General features: G+C 57.9%; 21 protein-coding genes and 1 pseudogene. 18 read left to right on the top strand and 4 right to left on the bottom strand.

Going from position 1 to position 17,978, the window contains the following annotated elements; translation table 11 throughout:
- Positions 1-495: 495 nt before the first annotated feature.
- From ACQUQO_RS14040 to ACQUQO_RS14025, 4 genes are all read left to right on the top strand, one after another.
- The gene (locus tag ACQUQO_RS14040; RefSeq protein ID WP_435078678.1) at positions 496-687 is read left to right on the top strand and encodes a hypothetical protein; all 192 of its coding nucleotides are present in this window, start codon (positions 496-498) and stop codon (positions 685-687) included.
- 494 nt (positions 688-1,181) lie between these two features.
- Positions 1,182-1,661 (top strand): DUF4326 domain-containing protein, encoded by a 480-nt coding sequence (locus tag ACQUQO_RS14035; protein ID WP_435078676.1) that lies wholly within the window; start codon positions 1,182-1,184, stop codon positions 1,659-1,661.
- Positions 1,658-2,008 (top strand): hypothetical protein, encoded by a 351-nt coding sequence (locus ACQUQO_RS14030; protein WP_435078674.1) that lies wholly within the window; start codon positions 1,658-1,660, stop codon positions 2,006-2,008. The genes ACQUQO_RS14035 and ACQUQO_RS14030 overlap by 4 nt, the downstream gene beginning before the upstream one ends.
- Positions 2,009-2,351: 343 nt before the next feature.
- Positions 2,352-5,402, top strand: a complete 3,051-nt coding sequence (locus ACQUQO_RS14025) for a plasmid replication protein RepH (protein WP_435078673.1) — start codon at positions 2,352-2,354, stop codon at positions 5,400-5,402.
- Between the two features lie 163 nt (positions 5,403-5,565).
- Here the strand turns inward: ACQUQO_RS14025 and ACQUQO_RS14020 are convergent.
- A pseudogene (locus ACQUQO_RS14020) lies at positions 5,566-6,712 on the bottom strand (IS630 family transposase).
- Positions 6,713-7,175: 463 nt separating this feature from the next.
- On the opposite strand from ACQUQO_RS14020, the gene ACQUQO_RS14015 reads away from it, so the two are divergent.
- The 3 genes from ACQUQO_RS14015 (at position 7,176) to ACQUQO_RS14005 (ending at position 8,822) form a co-directional block, all read left to right on the top strand.
- Positions 7,176-7,838 carry a helix-turn-helix domain-containing protein gene (locus tag ACQUQO_RS14015; protein WP_435078671.1) on the top strand — a complete coding sequence of 221 codons (663 nt, stop codon included), beginning with the start codon at positions 7,176-7,178 and terminating at the stop codon, positions 7,836-7,838.
- A 122-nt stretch (positions 7,839-7,960) separates the two neighbouring features.
- The gene (locus ACQUQO_RS14010) at positions 7,961-8,122 is read left to right on the top strand and encodes a DUF7563 family protein (RefSeq protein WP_435078718.1); all 162 of its coding nucleotides are present in this window, start codon (positions 7,961-7,963) and stop codon (positions 8,120-8,122) included.
- Positions 8,115-8,822 carry a helix-turn-helix domain-containing protein gene (locus tag ACQUQO_RS14005; protein WP_435078669.1) on the top strand — a complete coding sequence of 236 codons (708 nt, stop codon included), beginning with the start codon at positions 8,115-8,117 and terminating at the stop codon, positions 8,820-8,822. The genes ACQUQO_RS14010 and ACQUQO_RS14005 overlap by 8 nt, the downstream gene beginning before the upstream one ends.
- Before the next feature lie 607 nt (positions 8,823-9,429).
- Here the strand turns inward: ACQUQO_RS14005 and ACQUQO_RS14000 are convergent.
- The gene (locus ACQUQO_RS14000) at positions 9,430-9,585 is read right to left on the bottom strand and encodes a DUF7563 family protein (RefSeq protein WP_435078667.1); all 156 of its coding nucleotides are present in this window, start codon (positions 9,583-9,585) and stop codon (positions 9,430-9,432) included.
- Between the two features lie 167 nt (positions 9,586-9,752).
- On the opposite strand from ACQUQO_RS14000, the gene ACQUQO_RS13995 reads away from it, so the two are divergent.
- Together ACQUQO_RS13995 and ACQUQO_RS13990 are read left to right on the top strand one after the other, a co-directional pair.
- Positions 9,753-10,097: a DUF6788 family protein gene (locus ACQUQO_RS13995; protein ID WP_435078665.1), complete on the top strand. Its 345-nt coding sequence runs from the start codon at positions 9,753-9,755 to the stop codon at positions 10,095-10,097.
- Positions 10,098-10,302: 205 nt separating this feature from the next.
- A complete protein-coding gene (locus ACQUQO_RS13990) occupies positions 10,303-10,470 on the top strand; it encodes a hypothetical protein (protein ID WP_435078663.1) in 168 nt (55 codons plus the stop codon).
- A gap of 184 nt (positions 10,471-10,654) precedes the next feature.
- Here the strand turns inward: ACQUQO_RS13990 and ACQUQO_RS13985 are convergent, their stop codons facing one another.
- Together ACQUQO_RS13985 and ACQUQO_RS13980 are read right to left on the bottom strand one after the other, a co-directional pair.
- Positions 10,655-11,092: a hypothetical protein gene (locus ACQUQO_RS13985; protein ID WP_435078662.1), complete on the bottom strand. Its 438-nt coding sequence runs from the start codon at positions 11,090-11,092 to the stop codon at positions 10,655-10,657.
- 10 nt (positions 11,093-11,102) lie between these two features.
- The gene (locus ACQUQO_RS13980) at positions 11,103-11,648 is read right to left on the bottom strand and encodes a winged helix-turn-helix domain-containing protein (protein ID WP_435078660.1); all 546 of its coding nucleotides are present in this window, start codon (positions 11,646-11,648) and stop codon (positions 11,103-11,105) included.
- 333 nt (positions 11,649-11,981) lie between these two features.
- On the opposite strand from ACQUQO_RS13980, the gene ACQUQO_RS13975 reads away from it, so the two are divergent.
- The 9 genes from ACQUQO_RS13975 to ACQUQO_RS13935 all read left to right on the top strand — a co-directional run bounded on the left by ACQUQO_RS13975 (position 11,982) and on the right by ACQUQO_RS13935 (position 17,762).
- The gene (locus ACQUQO_RS13975) at positions 11,982-12,812 is read left to right on the top strand and encodes a ParA family protein (protein WP_435078658.1); all 831 of its coding nucleotides are present in this window, start codon (positions 11,982-11,984) and stop codon (positions 12,810-12,812) included.
- A complete protein-coding gene (locus ACQUQO_RS13970; protein WP_435078656.1) occupies positions 12,805-13,185 on the top strand; it encodes a hypothetical protein in 381 nt (126 codons plus the stop codon). The genes ACQUQO_RS13975 and ACQUQO_RS13970 overlap by 8 nt, the downstream gene beginning before the upstream one ends.
- A gap of 406 nt (positions 13,186-13,591) precedes the next feature.
- On the top strand, positions 13,592-13,879 hold the full coding sequence (locus tag ACQUQO_RS13965; RefSeq protein WP_435078654.1) for a helix-turn-helix transcriptional regulator: 288 nt from the start codon (positions 13,592-13,594) through the stop codon (positions 13,877-13,879).
- Between the two features lie 95 nt (positions 13,880-13,974).
- Complete coding sequence (locus tag ACQUQO_RS13960; protein WP_435078653.1) at positions 13,975-14,403, top strand: TRAM domain-containing protein; 429 nt, start codon at positions 13,975-13,977, stop codon at positions 14,401-14,403.
- Between the two features lie 97 nt (positions 14,404-14,500).
- Complete coding sequence (locus ACQUQO_RS13955; RefSeq protein ID WP_435078651.1) at positions 14,501-14,806, top strand: non-histone chromosomal MC1 family protein; 306 nt, start codon at positions 14,501-14,503, stop codon at positions 14,804-14,806.
- A gap of 50 nt (positions 14,807-14,856) precedes the next feature.
- Positions 14,857-15,087 (top strand): hypothetical protein, encoded by a 231-nt coding sequence (locus ACQUQO_RS13950; RefSeq protein ID WP_435078649.1) that lies wholly within the window; start codon positions 14,857-14,859, stop codon positions 15,085-15,087.
- Between the two features lie 118 nt (positions 15,088-15,205).
- Positions 15,206-16,222 carry a hypothetical protein gene (locus ACQUQO_RS13945; RefSeq protein ID WP_435078648.1) on the top strand — a complete coding sequence of 339 codons (1,017 nt, stop codon included), beginning with the start codon at positions 15,206-15,208 and terminating at the stop codon, positions 16,220-16,222.
- Positions 16,223-16,344: 122 nt separating this feature from the next.
- Complete coding sequence (locus ACQUQO_RS13940) at positions 16,345-16,650, top strand: hypothetical protein (protein ID WP_435078646.1); 306 nt, start codon at positions 16,345-16,347, stop codon at positions 16,648-16,650.
- 269 nt (positions 16,651-16,919) lie between these two features.
- Positions 16,920-17,762 carry an RNA ligase family protein gene (locus ACQUQO_RS13935; protein WP_435078644.1) on the top strand — a complete coding sequence of 281 codons (843 nt, stop codon included), beginning with the start codon at positions 16,920-16,922 and terminating at the stop codon, positions 17,760-17,762.
- Positions 17,763-17,978: the final 216 nt, after the last annotated feature.

The following is a 17,978-nucleotide window of genomic DNA, read 5'->3' as shown; positions in this document are numbered from 1 at the left end:
GGCAACATCGGATTGCTGAGCCTTTCAAATCCAAACAATCCAATGAGCCAAAGCAACTCGTCCTATACAACAGAGCGACCTAAAGGTATTGCACGCGAACATCGACATCGGCAGCCAGCAACTACCGACGATACAGCCGAAGCTACCACAGAGCCGGCATGCTGGCGACACTCCCCCAGTGACTGGAAATGGCATGAGGTCCAGTTCACGGCCGCATACGCCACTATTCACGACCCGTGCTCGGAGTGCTTCCCCGATGGATCACCTGAGGTAAGCACACTCGAAACTGTCGTCCGAAGCTGTAGTTATCCGGTGAAATATCATCGACCACGAGATGCGGACGAAACGAATCCTCCCGAGCCATCGCGTGAAACGAACGGTCGTGAGCCCGAGACTGGACCACAGTTCGGGGACGAGGCGACGAGCAAGTCTCTCAACAGCCTCACCGAACTGCAAGAAGGCGATGGTGTACTCTGGGAAGGCCAATCGACTCCGTTGGTCGTCGTCGAACCTGCGACTACCCCGGATGGGACGATCTCACTCGTCGGCCCGAACGGCGGCGAGTACCACATCGAAGGCCGGCCCGAGTGCGCGCGGTCGTACTACATCAGTCCAGGATATGCTTGCCAGCGCGAGCTACGCCGTGTCGTGCCAGCAAGCGACCACCACGGATCGGAGAGGGCGTAACGAGGAGCCAAGTGGATGGAGCCGCACACCCCACCTCTACGCTCTCCCGTGGGTTCTCTACGGTCTGTCAGAGCGTCATACAAAACCATAAATAGGCTGCGATGCACCGTCAGTCCAAAGCAGGAGCTAACGAATCAGTGCCGACGAGGAGGTTTGGTACACCTTTCCTTCGCGGCCCACGGAACATATAGGTTTCGCCCTACGCGCAGAGGCGTTGCTGTCTCACGTTGGGCAGCCAACTCGGCAACGAGTAGCGTTAGCCGTGGGTATGACGGCTTTCCCGGCCGTCAGCACTCCAATCACGGGCCATAGAATATGGCCGCACGTCACAGAGCACACACCCATCGACACGAGGACGTACAGCCAGCCGACCACTGTAGCGACCGCGACTCCGCTCGGCGAGTACAAGCGCGGATGCGCCGCGCGAAAGAAGCCGTCCGCTATCGCCATCGCGAGCATTCCAATTCGCCCGCCGAGGGTCGGGAGGTGCGCGTATGACTCCGAACGAACCCGACTGCCAGTCAGACTGGGAACAGTTCGGAGGTGATGTCCCCGAACCAGCAACCCGCGTCGTCCACCGCAGCGAACCCCACGACGTCTACATTGGACGCGGCGACGGCGGCGATGCCCATCTCAATAACACCGACATCGACGAGACAGGCTGGCTCGGCAATCCGTACAAAACTGAATCGGGGGGTGGCGACTATACCCGAGAGCAGTCAATTGCTCTCTATCGCGCCGACGTTCTCAATCGTCTCGATGATGATCCTGCCTTCGGGGCCGCACTCGCCCAGCTGAAAGGCCAGCGTCTCGCCTGCTACTGCCGACACGCTCGCGAGACTGAACCCGCCTGTCATGGCGACGTTCTCGCGAGAGTGATAGAGGGCCTGAAACCCGTCGAAGCGACTGATGCTGACTCCAGCTCCGATGCTGAGCGCGAAACTGGCCGCGATGGTGACAGTAGCAAGCGATGACCGACGTTCGCGTTCCCGTCGAGCGCGAAGCCGACGGCGCGCTCTGCTGTCCGCGCTGTGTCGCCATTGACGGCTACGAAGAGGCTCCGGACCTCACCGAAAGCCTCGGCGAATACGAGATCCCGACGGCTGCGATTGGTGAACCACGCCCCGACCGCGAGACGGTGCCAGCACTCGGCCGCTACTGCGACCAGCACGACGTCTACCTGGTCGCAAGCTACGGCGATCTCGCCGACCAGCGGACACAAAGGAATGGAAAATGGATCGCGGTCCCCCTCCATACGGCAACCGACCAGCCGATAGCGGTCCCCATTCGCCTCGATGAAATGCTCGGAGGGTCGCGATGAGCGCCGAGCACCTCCCGAAACCCGTCCACAGGGATGCCATTCGTGTGAGAGAGGACGATATCTTTATCACGCGCCTCCCTGTCGGACTATGGCATAAGCTAGGAACCCAAAGCGCCAAGAGAAAACGGGGCGAGGAATCCCACTTCCTTCGCCCCGCTTTGGACAGGCGCGGTCGCCGATTTCCACACCGGTTGACCGTTACCTGTTCTCTCACGGCCGACGACCATATAGTTTGCTCCTTCGTTAGCCGTTGCTCTCGGCTACGTCGAAGGCCGCAAACGGCTGTTGGTCGTCGGTACGACGGCTCTCCCGTCCGTCAGCGCTGGAACGGCGGGGCTCCCCCATGAGTCAGCGAACACCAGCCACCGATAGCGGCGCGGCTAGTCAGCCCTCAAGTTCGGAAGCGGGCATTTCGCTCGTTCCGCCCGGCAGCAGCGGCCAGCTTACGCTCGATACGCCCCTCGTGCGTCAGGTTGGTCCGCGATTCACCGAGTGGCTTCCCGATGTTCTCGACGCGCTCCTCCCGATGATTACCCAGACCGCGCGCGAACTCGCTTTTGAATACGACCGCCGAACCCTCCGCGACGAACGGCCGTATCGGTTCGCGGCCGACCTTTTCGATACCCACGGCGTTGGGACCGCACCAAGCGCAGACACGCCCGCGCATCCGTTCAACGACGCTCTTGCGAAGTTCGCCATTTCATACTACGAGGTCGACCCCGACGAGCTGAGTGATCGCAAGCGCGACATCTATGAGTACGCCCGCGACGAGATACTCGAACTCGGCACGCGCGACTTACCGGGAGCGCCGACCGGCCTCAACGCTCTCGGTGAGACATTCGTCCCACTGCTCGACGCCGGCGACAGAACTCCAACGATGGTCCTCAGCCTCGATGGCCCGGCATGGGAGGAGGTCGATGACGAGCGGACGGCCGCCCGCGCTCTCGACGCACTCGCGCTGCTCGCCGAAGTGATCAATATCCGGTTCATCTGCTCGCCGCGACTCGACGCCCATCTCGAACGCACCCACCCGGAGTGGTACGACGAACACCTTACTGACTCCGGGGATGTCAACCGGGAACCAGCCCCCACCGAGACGAGCGAGAGTTCGCTCTCGGGGGCATGGAATGCTATCGGGGAATTCGCCCCCGGCGGTGGCCGTCTGCGGCTGCTCGCGGCGCTTGACCCGGATGGCGAGCGAGAGGTGCGCGATCTCAAGGCTGACTCCGAAATTGACCTTTCCGAGGGGGCTATCGACCGCTACGTACGCGAGTTCGACGATGAGCACGACCTCGTCGACATCGATGCTCGGCCGAAATACAACCGCGTCTCGCTCACAGACACTGGAACGGCGGCACAGGAGCTTATCGGCCCGGAATACCGCGTTTTCCACCCTGAACAAACCCGCTTCGATGGCCGTCTTACTGGCACCCGACACGGTTCAACAGGTGTAGTGTGTTGGTCAGACCGCGAAGAGAGCCCCCCAACCGCCGGCGGTTGCGGTAGCGGTGGCGGTCGCGGCGGTGCGGGGGCGTCCTCCTCACCTTCCTCGTCTTCATCTTCGCCTTCGTCTTCGCCCTCGTCTTCGGAGCACTCTCTGCCTGCAAGTGCTCCGACCGCCGAGGATTGGCTCGCTGCAACCGGTGAAGCATCCGAAGCTGGCTTTGTGCAATGGCTCGACGGTCCTGACGGTCGCCTCGACGCATGGGAGATGCACGAACGGCTCCTCGCTGGGCGTCGTACCGAGGGCGTCACCCTCGTTGACGAACCCGTCAAGCCGTTCGAGAACGGAAAGGTGAGCTACGTCTCCTGTTTCGAGGACCATGCGCAGGCTGTCGTCCAGTGGGGTGGCCCCCTCCACACGCTGGTTCGCATCACATCGACCTTACTCAGCCAGAAGATGTTCTCGAAGGTACTCTCACCGTCGGCGGTTGGCGACGACCTCGAAGAGCTGTACGACGGTGCGCTCGATGACGCGACCAAAGACGTACTTCGACTGGGTGCTCAGATCGGCTGGTTCGGTGAGGACGAACAGGAATACGACGGTCTCCGTGAGCGCTTCGGCGAGATTCGCCGGCTGTTGCTCTCAAAACTCGCGGAGGTCGAAGACGCCGATGCGACCGAGTGGAGTGACCTCTGTCGGGATGCTCACGGACTGCTCGCCTCGGCGACGCATCTCTACCGGGCGGTCGGGGTAGATGTCACGATCCACGTCCGGGTTCCCGACACGAAGAAACTGCGGGCCGGCGAACGTCGGTATCAGGACTTCCTCGACTTCTTCAAGCATACCGTCCCCAAGAATGCCTCCTACGGGATTCACTCGGTCTATCGGATGCTCTACGAGGACCGAGTGGACAAGCTCAAACACCGGATGAGCGTCGAGTTCGACGCCGACGCAGCGGCAGACCTCACAGCGTCATGGGTGATTTCGGGACCGACCGCCTCGACGTTCCGCGACGACGTACAGCGGGCCATCGCCTCGAAGGTCACCGACGTTCGTGAAACCATCCAGGAGGGCATCGAGCGCGGCGTCAGTCTTGCAATTCCGGTTGTCGAGGGCAATTCGTACGGAGCGCTGCGGCGGGTCATCGACCGCCATGCCGAGCGAAAGGGCTTCGCGGCTCTCGATACCGACGAGCGCCGCAAACTCGTCCGTCTGGCGGCAGCGACACTCGGCGACGAGCCGGGTCGGTGCTCGCCGTATGCACTGGCCGAAGCGCTGCTCTCGTTGGGGAAAGCTCAATCACCGACGCAATCGCTCACGTCGAGTGACCTCGCGGCTGGTCTCACCAAACTGCCGGCCGAACGGCTCGTTCCGTCCCTGCCGCCGACGATGCAGAAAGCGCTGAAGGCGCTACTGGTCGCTGACGAACCGCTTGGAGCCTCGGAAATCATCGATCGGGCGGGTATCTCCGAGCGCTCCTACAGCCGCAATATCGAGGAACTGGCGGCACTCGGGGTGGTCGAATCAGTAGGTGAGGGCGGCCACAAGAAGTGGCGAGCGTGGATCATCCCGTGGTGGTCGCCGCTCGCCGGCGTCGATACACCACGTACTGCCGAGACCGACGAGAACGGGGTTACGCTGCCTTCTCGTTGGGACGACATCCTGTACGAAATCGCGCTTGACCTCGGTTGCGATCCTGAATACGAGCTGTTTGCTGGGTTCGTCGATGTAGATGAGGTATTTGCAACACTGCCAGCGCTGGAACGGTGGCGCGGGTTCATCGAGAGTCACTACGGACTCGTCGACATCGAACATTCGGCGTCAGCCCCCGATGGTGATGTCATGGAGGACGGTCCCGACGCTCTCCCCTCGGTCGAGATCGGTTACGGTCGGACAGATCGGGGTGGCGAACAGGTATCTCTCGGCGGGACGAACAGCTCTACGGAGTAGCAACCGAATCCATATTCTGCTTTGTATGCTCTCCGGTGGCTGTCAGAAATGGCTTGCAAGATACAGGGCGCGTATCTTGCACATCGTCTACGCTCAATGGGGTGATTTGATGTGAAGAAGTAGGACAGCACTCTTCCCAACGCTTAACCCCCTCAGTGTAGCTTCAATCCTGAACTTGCGAGCTTTCTTCGAGCGGAATCGGGTAGAGTTGGCGTAGCTTGATTCGCGCGTCGTCGGTGGTGAACTGCCAGTCGATGAGTCGATCAGCAACGTTACGATCTGTTTGCCACGCAGCGACCTCCGACCGGAGAGTCGCTGCGTGATGGATGCGGCGGTCGAGACACTGGCGTTTGAGAACGCCGATCTCGATTTCAGCCATATTCAGCCAACTCCCGTGCTTTGGTGTGTAGTGAAACTCGAATTGATCGAGATACGCTTGAGCCTTGTCGGGTGGAAAGAACTGATAGAAGCCGGCTGGATTGTGCGTATTGAGCTGATCAACCACGACCCGGATGCAGTCAGCATCCGGGTAGTGGACATCTGCGAGTTCGACCATCCGATCAATCCACTCGGTGGTGCGTCGCCTGTCGGTGATTTCGACGTTTACCCAGCCGGTCAATGGTTCCGTGGCGAGATGGATGCGCATCTTGCCGTTGCGTTCATAGTGAGTATCTACGCGTGCGACCGCTCCCGGTTCTGCCGGGAGCGGGTCGCGTTTGTGGCCACGAAGCGCCTTACTGGTCTCGTCGAAACAGACGACCGGACGATTCTCGTCGTAGGGTTCGTGGTAAAGATCGAGAACGTCCTCCATATAGTAGACGAAGTCAGCGTCCTGTTCGGGTGGAATCGCCCAGTAATCAGAGAGATGCGGTTTCAGGGTGTTTTTTTAGACGCTGTCTCACGGTTTCGTGAGAGATCGACTCGAAGTCGATCTCGTCGAGGGTGACGAGTTCATCGGCAAGGAGATGCAGTGTCCAACGAGCTTGTCCCTCGGGAGGTTGGCTGCAAGCGAGTCGGATGAGGTGAGCCTCGGCGTTCCCGTCGAGTTTACGTTCGTACTCACGGTCGGGCTTGCGGCGATGAATCGCCGCGAGCCCTTGTTTGGCGTAGCGTTTTCGGGTATTGTAGACGGTTTTCCGATGACAGCCGACGTGCTCACTGATTGTGGAATCAGTGAGCCCGTCATTGGCCTTCAGGAGAATCCGTGCTCGCGTGTTGTCCTCGGACTTTCGTTCACCGGTCGAGATGAACCATTCCAGCGTTTTGCGGTCTTCATCAGAGAGATCAACAACGTGTTTCTTCGCACCCATTCTGGTAGATACGCGCTCAGAAGAGATAAACTGGTATGTTCACCGTTGAAGCTACACTCAGCTGCGAGAGGTCGGTTCTCTACAAGTTGTAAATCATGCTTATCCGCCGCAGCCTTTGGGCTGTGTAGGTGAGCCAGCGGGTTCGGACGTTCCGGGTGCAAAACAAAGATGGACGAAATCCATCCCTGAATCCATCACAAGACGTTTCAGCGGTGAGTCCCTGAGTGCCCCCACGGAATCACATCCAACAGGAACACTCACCCCTGTCGGGCAGCACGCCCATTTGGGGCCTGATGGCCCCGTCGTCGGTGCCGCGTGGGTTGATCCGGGTGGTCACTTGCTTCATCGAATGTGGGACCGTCGAACCGACGGACACCACCATGTCACCCTCACCCGCCGCAGACGACAGCCCGGAGTACAGCCATACGATCATTCCGTCCCCACACTCACGGTGGTCCCGGCGATGACCGTCATCGCGAGTTTCAGCGTCGAAGCCGCCGAGATCACTTTCGGGCAGGCCTTGGCTGCGACAGAGACGCGCCTCGAACTCACCCAGTTCGTGCCCGTCGACGGCGAGTTCATCCCCTATTTCTGGAAAAAACGCGACGGCGATACCGAACAATTCGAACAGCACGCTCGCGAGCATCCTGCCGTCGCATCCCTCAACAACCTCGATGGGCGAGTTGACGCCGCTCTCTATCGTATCGAGTGGTCCGACGAGGTCGACGGGTTTCTCGACGCGCTTCACGACCACGACGTTCTCGTCGAGGAAGCTACTACCAACCACGGCGAAGAGTGGTACTTTCGGCTTCGTGCGTTCGGCCAGAGCGAACTCTCGGCGTTCCAGACTGCCTGCTTCGACGCTGGTATCGACATCAGCGTCCAGCGGATGGTACACAACCCCGATACAGACACAGGAAATTCACGAGCACTCGTCGGTGTGACTGACAAACAGCGCGAAGCGCTCGATCTCGCGCTCGAACACGGGTATTTCGCAACCCCGCGCGAGCACTCCGCGACCGAACTCGCCGAGATGGTGGATATTAGCCGGCCGGCATTCTCTCGACGCCTCCGGCGCGCTCAGCAGAGTGTTTTCAGCAATCTGTTGCGCGCTCCCGAAGCGTAATGCCGGCAACGCAAGCGAAGGGAGAGAACTAGCCTCTCTTTCGCTGGCTCGAATCGATATAAAGGCTGCACGGATGGAACGGGAGATTCTACCTATCATAGGCCCCAGGTATGGGACAAGTTATGCCAGAATGCAACAACTGCGGGGAGTTCGTCACTGACCAATATGCCCGGGTGTTCGCCCCGCCCGAGATACACGGTGTACGGGTGTGTCCGAACTGCGAGGACAAGCTCCGATCGGGCGCTGAAATCCGAGAAGCGAATGCCCCGCGTAACAATGGTTGAACAGATCTCGGCGGGGCGCTCGCCGACGCCACAACTACCATCGTTGACTGGCTCGGCGAGCACCGCTCGTTTCCAGCTACCGGCTGACCGGTTCGCCTTCGCTCGTCTGTTCGAACGGATCCCTAACGTGCGTATCGAGTGCGAGGCTACGGTCGCTAATCCCGCCGATCACGCGCTGGTGGTCATCCGAACCGAGGAGAGTGAGGAGATTGATCCTACCCTCCTTCGAGACGATCCAGCCGTCGCGGCAGTGGACTGTTTCAGCGAGCGTTCCGACGGGATTGCATGCCGGGTGACGTGGAAGGGACGGCCCCATCGTCTGATCCAGCAACTCACTGCCGCGGACGTGACGCTGCTCTCGCTACACGGGAGCGACGGCGTATGGAAGCTCCGAGTGCTGGCCCCCGACCGGAAGGGAATCAAACAGGCGGACGAGATTCTAAACGAGCTCGGATGTAACACCACGTGTGAAAACATTGGATCCTTTAACGGTGGCGAGGATTCGATGCGGTTAGGATTAACTGACGACCAACGGGAAGCGCTGCTCACAGCGTTCGAGATGCATTATTACGATATTCCCCGAGGTGCTCATGCAGACGACGTGGCAGATGAACTCGGTATTTCTCATCAGGCACTGTCCGAGCGGCTCCGGCGGGCATACGAGGGATTGATAGCCACCAAATTCTCAACAAATGACTGATACTATAGATTCAGATGACGGGGCGATTGAAACGTGTAGCGAGTGCGGAGAGTCGGTACTCGCCGTTTACCTCACTGAGGGACGGTGTAGGGAGTGCAGAACGTAACTTACCACAGAGAGGATGGCACTGAGAGGCATTCAGGGCGGTGAGTGCTCTGAAACGGTTTCGCTCTCGATGGTGTGGTGAGTTCGCATGAAGTGATTCATTGCCTGGCTAGCGACCTCGCGGCAGGTGTGGTGCTCACGACTGGCGCTCCAGTCACATTCGGTACAGTAGTTTCGGTGGTACGACATTGGTGACGACAGTATATCTCTCTTTGTCGCTCCACCGGCAAAATTCTATGGTGGCAAGGAGAGTAGCGTGACTCACACACATCCGGTTGCGTGTCAAGGAGGGGAATGCTGATTCTGTACCCTCACCGATGAGCGCGGACGATGTGCAAGATACACGCTCTCTATCTTGCAGGCCGATTTCAACAAGACAACGACCTGCAACACGAGATTTCGACTATCTCTGCCAATCAACCTCTCAAAAGATGAGCCTCGCTTCCTGCAACGGTCGCTTCGGCGCTCGTTGTCTGGATCGATGCAGGTAATCAGTTCCCAGTTACTGCCGGGAGGATTTCGCTTCGCGCACCTCGTTACCCTCTCGAAGCATATCCGGACATTCGGGACAGACTCGCACCGCCTCCATGCCGGTCGGAGCGAACACTCGCACGTACCGTTCGGTGACGAACGCGCCACAATTCAAACATTCAGACATGGTGGAGTACACCGACGCTCGGCACTTCGTTCTATCGGCCCCGAGTCCATGCCGGGCAGAACCTCCGTCGTGATCGGCCCAGCGGCGCATTCGGCCGTCCGACGCGTCCTGCCTTATGTAACAAACAGCAGCCTTATACAGTGGCAGCTGTTACATAAGGCAAGACCATGCCAGCAGAGACCCCGCCGACAGCGCCACCGTCGCTGCCGAAATACCTCGCCGAGGGCCTGCCCAAGCAGGATGTCGAGGCGCTTTCGGACGCCCGCGAGTTCATCGACGAACTGATCGAGTGGAAACAGCGGCCAGTCGGCGAGGACGATCTGCCCGAGGCGGCCGAGCCGATTGACGACGAGAGTGCTGAGAGAACAGGGACGGTGGTGATGGAGAAAGTGACCTGTGGCGACGAGAGCTGCAAGTGCATGACCGACGGCGAGAAACACGGCCCGTACAAGTACCGGTACTATCGCAAGGACGACGGTACGCTCACCTCCGAGTACATCGACAACGAATAATTTGCTCTGCTGGCTCTCCGGTACTTGGCCTTTCCTTATGTAACTATCGCACCCATAGCCAAGAGAGATGTTACATAAGGTAGAAAGCCAAAAGAGAGCGTCGGCGACACCGACGCGCTGGCGACCGCTCTCGCAAGCGTGCAGGCATTCGGTTCTGAGTGGGATACCACGGATAGCCACCGCTCACGAGGCGCTGCGAGCGGCAATGGGGAGCGCCGACCGACAGACCCGCACTCGCATCGAGAACGGCATGCTCCTCGCTTTCGCGGCCGCACGCCGCGCTCTGACCGTCCGAAATCAGCCTGTGTTCCACGAGGACGACTATCTCAATCCAGTCGTAGGATTAGATACCACCGGCCGCGAGAGATTGTGAGGAACTCGCTATCGCTGCAAGTTCCCCAAACATGTGCGCGAGGCCAGACACTCCAAGCGATCCTGCGGTTCGGCTGAGACAAGGAGGACGCGGTCGTTTCGTGCACACCTCAGTACTGGCCGAGGGCCCCATCGCTGGTCACTGGAAAGGGCTTCGCTCAGCTGAACTGGGTTTATAGAGTGAGCTATGACGATTCGTTCTCCCAGAGCTGTTCGACACGCTCGCTTATGTTCGCCATCGTGCGTGCGAACACGTAGTGAGGTTCGACTCTCCCCATAGGATCGGTGATCGGATCGTCAGCGGCGGTCGGCGGCTCGTGGAAATGCTCACGGGTGGCATTATGGGGGTGTGGGTGTCGATCCCAGCGACACTGCCACTCGTCGCTCTCCCAGACTTCGCGGTAGTGGAACATGTAGTCGTCAGTCTTGTACCACCGCACCTGTAGGGTCACCGTTTCTATCGCTCCCGGGTAGTGATCCGGATCAAGCTCGATGTACAACTCCCGTCGTCCACCCGGGTCATCGTTCAGGTATACCCGATGGACGAACCGATGGGTCGATGCCAACTGCTGGATAGTCTCGATGACGTTGTCGTCGATCGGCCCGGTTGCTCCGTGTGCCATCCAACGATCCTCAATCGGCCGACAGCGCCTCGTCACTCCGCTTGCGGGCCAATCGGAGTGCTTCCCGGTAGCGCTGGATATCGTTACGCAGAGTCTCCCAGGAGGTTAGTGCCTCCCAGATTTCGTGAATCTCGTCGTGAGTGGCGTTTTCCGGCGGGAATTCGACATTGGCTGGCAACTCGGCATTGAAACGGTTCTGATACGCTTCTTCTCGGTCCTCCAACTCACCGAGCTGGTCGAGCAGTTCCGCTTCGGAGTGCTCGACCGACAATTGATGTGCGCGTCGCCACGCGAAGTACTCGTCATTCCGACGATACCGAGCCCCTTGCGGGTCATCGGTTTTCGAAATGATCCGCTCGCCAACGAGTTCTTCGAGGTGTTTGCGTGCTGTCTTTGGCGAGCATTGCGCGCGCTCTGCGATGTATGACACTGGTTTAGGTTCTCGAATCCCAGCTGTCACTTGTTTGATTCGGTGTCTTGTATCGTGGGTTTGAGCCCATGACTCCAACTCTTCGTCAAGCATTTCGTCCGTTGGAGTAGGACCGAAGCTCGCCATGCTAGGTATATATTTACGCTACTTCAGTAAATATGTTTTGAGTTCATGACTGCCTCACCTTGGAATCTGTGCCAGCGAATTATCGAGACGGTTTCCAATTCTTAGATGGTTTAGAAATTGTGGAAATCGTAGAATTTGTACGATTCTCAGGGTTCGTAGAATGTGTAATTGGGATTCTCGTCTTCGAGAATGTTGGCTGACGCGCGTCAGACAATAGTCCTAGTGCTTAACCGGCACGGAAACATTGTGCGAATCGTGTACATCTTAAACACCTCAAACATGGCACGATTTCCAAAAATTCCACAAATTGTAAACTGTGGAGGTGGCGAGTAAATGGCGCGTGCGATAAGTGTCTCGCTCCAAAAAGGTGGAGTCGGCAAGACAACGATCGCAATCAATCTGGCAGACACGCTTGGTGCCCGCGGTCACGATGTGCTCCTTGCCGATCTCGATCAGCAGGGGAACGCTACCGAAGGAGTCGGATTCAGAGACGTCTACGAGGAAGGGGACCCGAACATCGGGGACGTGCTTACCGAGGATGATCCGCTGGATGTGCAGGCAGTCATTCGATCTCGTGAGGGCTTCGATGTGCTTCCTGCTCACGTCAACCTCGATGACGTCGAGGACAAGGTACGGAATTCGACGTTCGGTATGTTGTGGGTGCGTCGCCGAATCGTTGAACCTCTATTGGAAGATGAGTATGAGTACATCATCATTGATTCGCCTCCGAGTCTCGGCCCCCTATCCGACGCGGCGCTCATCGGTGCCCGGAATGTCACAGTGCCACTGCTAATGAGCGAGCCCAGTATTAGTGGCTTCGAACGAATGTGGGAGTACCAGATTCAGCCTATTCGAGAAGAGGTCGATCTGGACCTGCTGGCAATCGTTCCGAACGACCTCCAAGGAAACAACGAGGAACGACGTATCATCGAGGACTTGGAGAACTCTCCGTTCAGCCAGTACCTCCCGTCGTTCGCACGTTCAGATCTATTCGACGATGCAATGACCCCTGGTCCAGGTATTCGCCACCGAATTGCATTCAGCCGTGCATGGCGAGAAGGCAAAACACTTCGAGAATACGATTCTGACAATGATATGCTCGTGCGGTTCGATGAACTGGCGAAGATTGTAGAAGATGGAGGGGTGATCGAGGGCGATGGCTGACGAAAACCGTTTTGCAGGCATTGGCGAGGAACTTGAGGAGAAAGGCTCTGCTCAGCCGAGCGTAGATAAGGAAACACTTGAATCTAGTGACGAACCAGACGCTACCGATGGAGCGGATGACCCCTCTGAGGAGGAGTCTGAAGGGGGGCCAGCTTTCGGATTCGATGCAACCACTCCAAAGAGTATCTATGTCCGCGAGGAGACCCTCAAGTCGTTCGAAGATGCAGAGTTCGAGGTTGAGTCGATACTCCGCCAGGAGCACGACGTTCGGAATGTGACTGGTCGGGAGTTCCACGATGCGATGATCCACGTCCTTACTGAGCATGTTGACGAGATCGCTGCAAGAATTCATGATGTCCGAGAGGACAACTAGTCGGCCGACACAGCCTAGAATTTGTGGGCATTTTAGAAATTGTAGAAATCGTTGCCAACGCGTCTCGCTGAAGGACTATCAAAGCAGGATAGCAAGACACTCTCGAAGCGTACGAATACATCGAGGCGCTGATTGAAGGTGGCGAGAAGGTGCTGAATAGAGTAGCTGAGGGGTAGTGATACCGTTCACCTTTCCTTACCTGCGAAAGCCCGCACAACGAAATGCATCGGCTCGCTCTGACTCAACAGCAACCGATTCTTTTAGAGTTGGTCTGTGAGTGGAGTCGGAGGAACAACCCTTCTAGCACGCAATTTCCCGAGGGTTTCGAAGAGTGAATCCGTCTGGATGGCTCATTCGATATCCGTATATCGATATATTTTACTGATAGAATAACCACCTTTGGGATATGTACGATCTGACTGGCTTCCAGCGCGATCTGCTGTACGTTGCAGCCGAACAGGACGAACCGCACGGACTTGCAATTAAAGACGAACTTGACCAGTACTACGAGACAGAAGTCCTCCATGGACGTCTCTACCCGAATCTCGACACGCTCGTCGAGAAGGGACTAATTGAGAAGGGCCAGATCGACCGCCGAACGAACTCCTACGAGGTCACCCAGCGTGGCCACCGCGAGATTGAGGCCCGCCGCGAGTGGGAAGAGCAGTACGTGGCTGCTGAAGCCGAGGCTTGAAAGCCCATGAGTAGCGTTTCTCTTCGCACTGCTCGCTCTTTGAGAGGTTGCTCGTCAAGAGCGGTACTGAACGCTGCTGGTACAGAGAGCGTCTAATGGTCGAGATCCCTGACCGGCTGGAGTGTCTGTTCAGCGCTTCGGTCGAAGAGGATGAAGGCTCTTACAGCATCGAGATACCGCGAGAGGAACTCGACGTGGGAACGGTTTCAGCCGGCGAGACCTATCGCGTGGTGATCTTGGACGAGCCCCAGCCCAGAAGCGAGAGTCAGCCGGCTGAAGCGCCGGCGACAGCAGGGGCGTCATCGTCTTCGACGCCACCGGTATCGAGCGGTGACGTCCGCGAGGTGACCATCGAATCGCTGGGCGAGCAAGGCGATGGGATAGCGAAAGTTGAGCGCGGATACGTACTGTTCGTTCCCGGAGCGCGCCCTGACGATGAAGTGACTGTCGAGATCACCAACGCTCGGGAGAATTTTGCGTTCACGCGAGTGCAGGATGACTCGGATACTTCTGTAGATCGCTAGCCATTATTCGGCCGCAGAGAGCGGCTATTTGTCGTGGGAAATCGCTTGACAGGAGTACATTTATCACATAGCAGTGTGGTGTTCGCGTGAGGAACTCATGGCAAGCGACAAGCGAAACTTCACGCTCCGAGAGGAAACCGGCGAGGAGACAAGCGTGTTCACCGGGAGCACGCCGCGCCAAGCAGCGCTGAAGGCTGCTCGGCAGTTCGACCCGGCAGAGAGCGAAGATCAGGCACCACGCAGCCAACTCCGTCTCCGAGAGAAAGGAACGCAGAAACTCCACATCTACGAAGGATGGGCGTGGCGCGGCGACGCACCCGAGGACAAACCCGACTGGATGCCCGAGACGATCACCGAAGCGAACGTCTCGAAAGAGGGTATCGAGCATCTCGACGAGCTCTGACGCTTAATTGGCTGATACAGATTCATATACGGGCGGTTTGAAGCATACGTATGGATAAAGGGCGGCGGATACCGCCGTTCGCTGATGACGCGCTCTCCGTGGTGACCGAAGCGGCTGGCGGAACCGGCGAAGAACTCCCCAACGACGAAGCCAAAGCAGTGATCGCTGACGCCGAGGGCTTCGACGAAGCCGACGCCGAAGCAGCGCTTGACGTGCTGCAGAGTCGCGGGTATGTCTATTACGTTGAAGAGCATGTTCGGATCACGCCGACTGAGGACTGAAGCACCGGCTGTCACTCTGGTCCCACCCCCTTGGTAGGAGGCTGGACATGGTGACTCCCGTTCAAAATGCGGTGTGTGGCCCACGAGTGTTTTTCACGTCCGCTCTCTGAACGCGAGCATGGCGATTCCGTTCGGCGCGACGTGGGGCACGCTAATCGAACGCTGTGAGGACCTGCCCGACGAGGCGACGCTGATCACGCCGTTGGCTTCGAAACGATTCCGCATCACCGACGTCCAGGACCAGCGTATCATCATCGAAGACGTCGATTCGGGTGACTCGCAGCCGCTGCAACGCGAGCAGTTCGAAGCGCTCACCGAGCATACACGCGAGGCTATCGATAGTTTCGAGCTCTCCCGGCTGCCGCCGAAAGCCGAACCGTACGCGGCGGTGCTCGCACTTCACCCGCGCTACGTGCTCGACGAGCGCGAGAGCAAGCTAATCGAACTCGACGAAGCCGATGAAAGCGCCGTGCTGGACGATGCACCGCACTTGTCGATGGACGCAGGCGGAGACAGCGAACAGGACAGCCAACGCGAGGAGCCCGAGATCGACGTCTATTCGGACATGCTGCTGTTGATCGACGCGCTCGAACGCGAGGACATGAGTGCCCTCGACGACGTCGAGACGCCCGTGCTGGTAAACCTCTACACCTTGTTGTCGGATGTCCAGCGCAATGCCAACGACCTGCGCAAGGACGTGACCGACGTTCTCTTGGAGCGGGTCGGGCACGACCGGCCGCTGCACGGCCAGTATGGGTCGGTCCAGCGAACGACGCGACGGAACCGCTCGCTCAAGGATGACGAAGAAGTGCTCGACGCGTTCGAAGAGACAGGTATCGATCGCGAGCAGTTGCTCGGCGTCGACCGGAGCAAGGTCGAGGAAGCGCTGGATGTCGTCCCAGTCTCCGAGGAGGACGTGTACGATGTGAGCGAGAGCGAGTACGTGCGCAAAGCTGAGGTGGATGAACAGCGCAAGGAGACACGCCTGCAGGGATTGAAAGACCGGCTGGCGGTCAGCGACGATCCCGAAGCGGATGTCTTGCGTCAGGAAGTCGAACGCTTGGAGCAGGAGATCGAAGAACTGACTGAATTCTCGCCGGCGAGTTCGTTCGAGACGTCGGCAGAAAGCGGCTGAGATGGATGATTGCGGAGACTAGGTGAGCGAAGCAGGGGATTCAGGGACAGACTTCACCACGGTCAGAGAGTCAAAAGACGGCAATAAGAGTTAACCCTCATCAATACGTGATATTGTGCATTATGATAGATAGACTGGAACGAGAGGTCGATATGCTATCACGGCACTTCCAAGTGTTAGAGCTGGTTCTTGAGAACGAACCCATCGGCATTGTGAAGATGTCGAACGAAACAGGCTACGAACACCACGAAGTGCGCTACTCGCTGCGGGTGCTTGAAGAAGAACAGCTGATCGAACCGACGAATAACGGTGCAATCGCAACCGACCAAGCAAGCGAGTTCGTTGCAGACCTTGACGAGAAACTCGACACTGTCAGCGACAAACTCGAAGATATGCAAATCGGCACCGAGCTTGAGGTGGGACATTAACGACTCTCGACTCTTCGTCTATATCTCCTCACGTCAATTCAATCTCGCCGAAGAGTACGCGAGTTGAGTGCCCAATTTGCGGGAGCACGTTCATTCACTCTAAGTGTGGGGATACTTGGCACCGACGAGTCCCCCGAGCTGGCTGGCGTGATGTGGTTGCCGAGATGGTAGAGGAACTCGATTCGGAACATCGATATGCCAAACGAGTAAATCTGTGCGCACTGTAGATTCGGATCCAGCTGTCGCTTGACACCAATGAACCATCGCAGATGAAGAAATTCCCGTCGATTCCACGAGTTGCCAATGCTCCTGACGGACTCTTCGAAGAGGGCCACTTGTGGCTCCTCGAGAAGCTTGATGGAGCGAATTTTCGCTTTCAACTCCAGCAATCGGGACTGATCTTGTTTGGCGATCGGAGCCGCATCTATGAGGATCCGGACGCTATTCCTGCTCCGTACCAGCACGCCGTCCGACACATTCGAGAGAATCTCAATCGTGAAGCGCTGCGGAATGCCGTCGACACCGTAGAGGATGTCGTCTTCTTCGGAGAAGCGATGCACCACCATACGATCAGCTATGACTGGGAACGTACGCCCTCGTTTCTGGGGTTCGGCGTCTGGTCAGCCGAGGCGGGAGCATTCTATCCGTTTGATACTGCCGAACAGATTTTCGGCCGTCTCGGCCTCGAAACCGTAAACGCCTTCGAGAAGGAGTGTCGCGCCCGACATTTTGACCTTGATTCGTACATAGTCCCGCAGTCTAACTGGTATGACGGTCCCGCCGAGGGTGTCATCATCTGGAACAAGCGAGGCCACCGTGCGAAGTTGCTTCACCCCGTGTTTCGAGAGGTCGATGAAACGGTTCCAGTCGATGCATCAGCAGAGGAACTGGCTGCGAAATATGCTACTCGACGCCGGTTCGAAAAACTCACAGCCAAACTCGATGATCGTCACCAGTCTGTGACGTTCGAGAGACTCTACGAGCGTGTGCTTGAAGATATCGTTCGTGAAGAGCACAAACAACTGCATCATGGCGATACGAACGTGGAGATGCAGGTGTTCCGCTCCGAGGTCGCTGCTCTGACACGCGAGTTCCTCGAAGAGCGAAGGTGAGTAGCCTAATCAGATCGAGGCTCTCTATCCGTTTTCGTCTTTGAGGCCTAGCGCGCTCAACGAACTCGCTTGTCCAGATATGCCGCCTGTAGTTGGGGACGCTCGCGGCACGTTGAGCGACTCTCTCTTTACATTGGACTCTCGACTTGGCAACTCTTCTCTACGCTCGCTGACTGGTCAGCGAGCAGTAGGTAGTGATATCGAATAGCGGTTCCC

The organism is Halococcus sp. AFM35 (assembly GCF_051195015.1).
In the GTDB taxonomy this organism is placed as follows: domain Archaea; phylum Halobacteriota; class Halobacteria; order Halobacteriales; family Halococcaceae; genus Halococcus.
The sequence above is the reverse complement of the archived record's forward strand: the minus strand, read 5'-3'. Positions and strand labels throughout refer to the sequence as shown.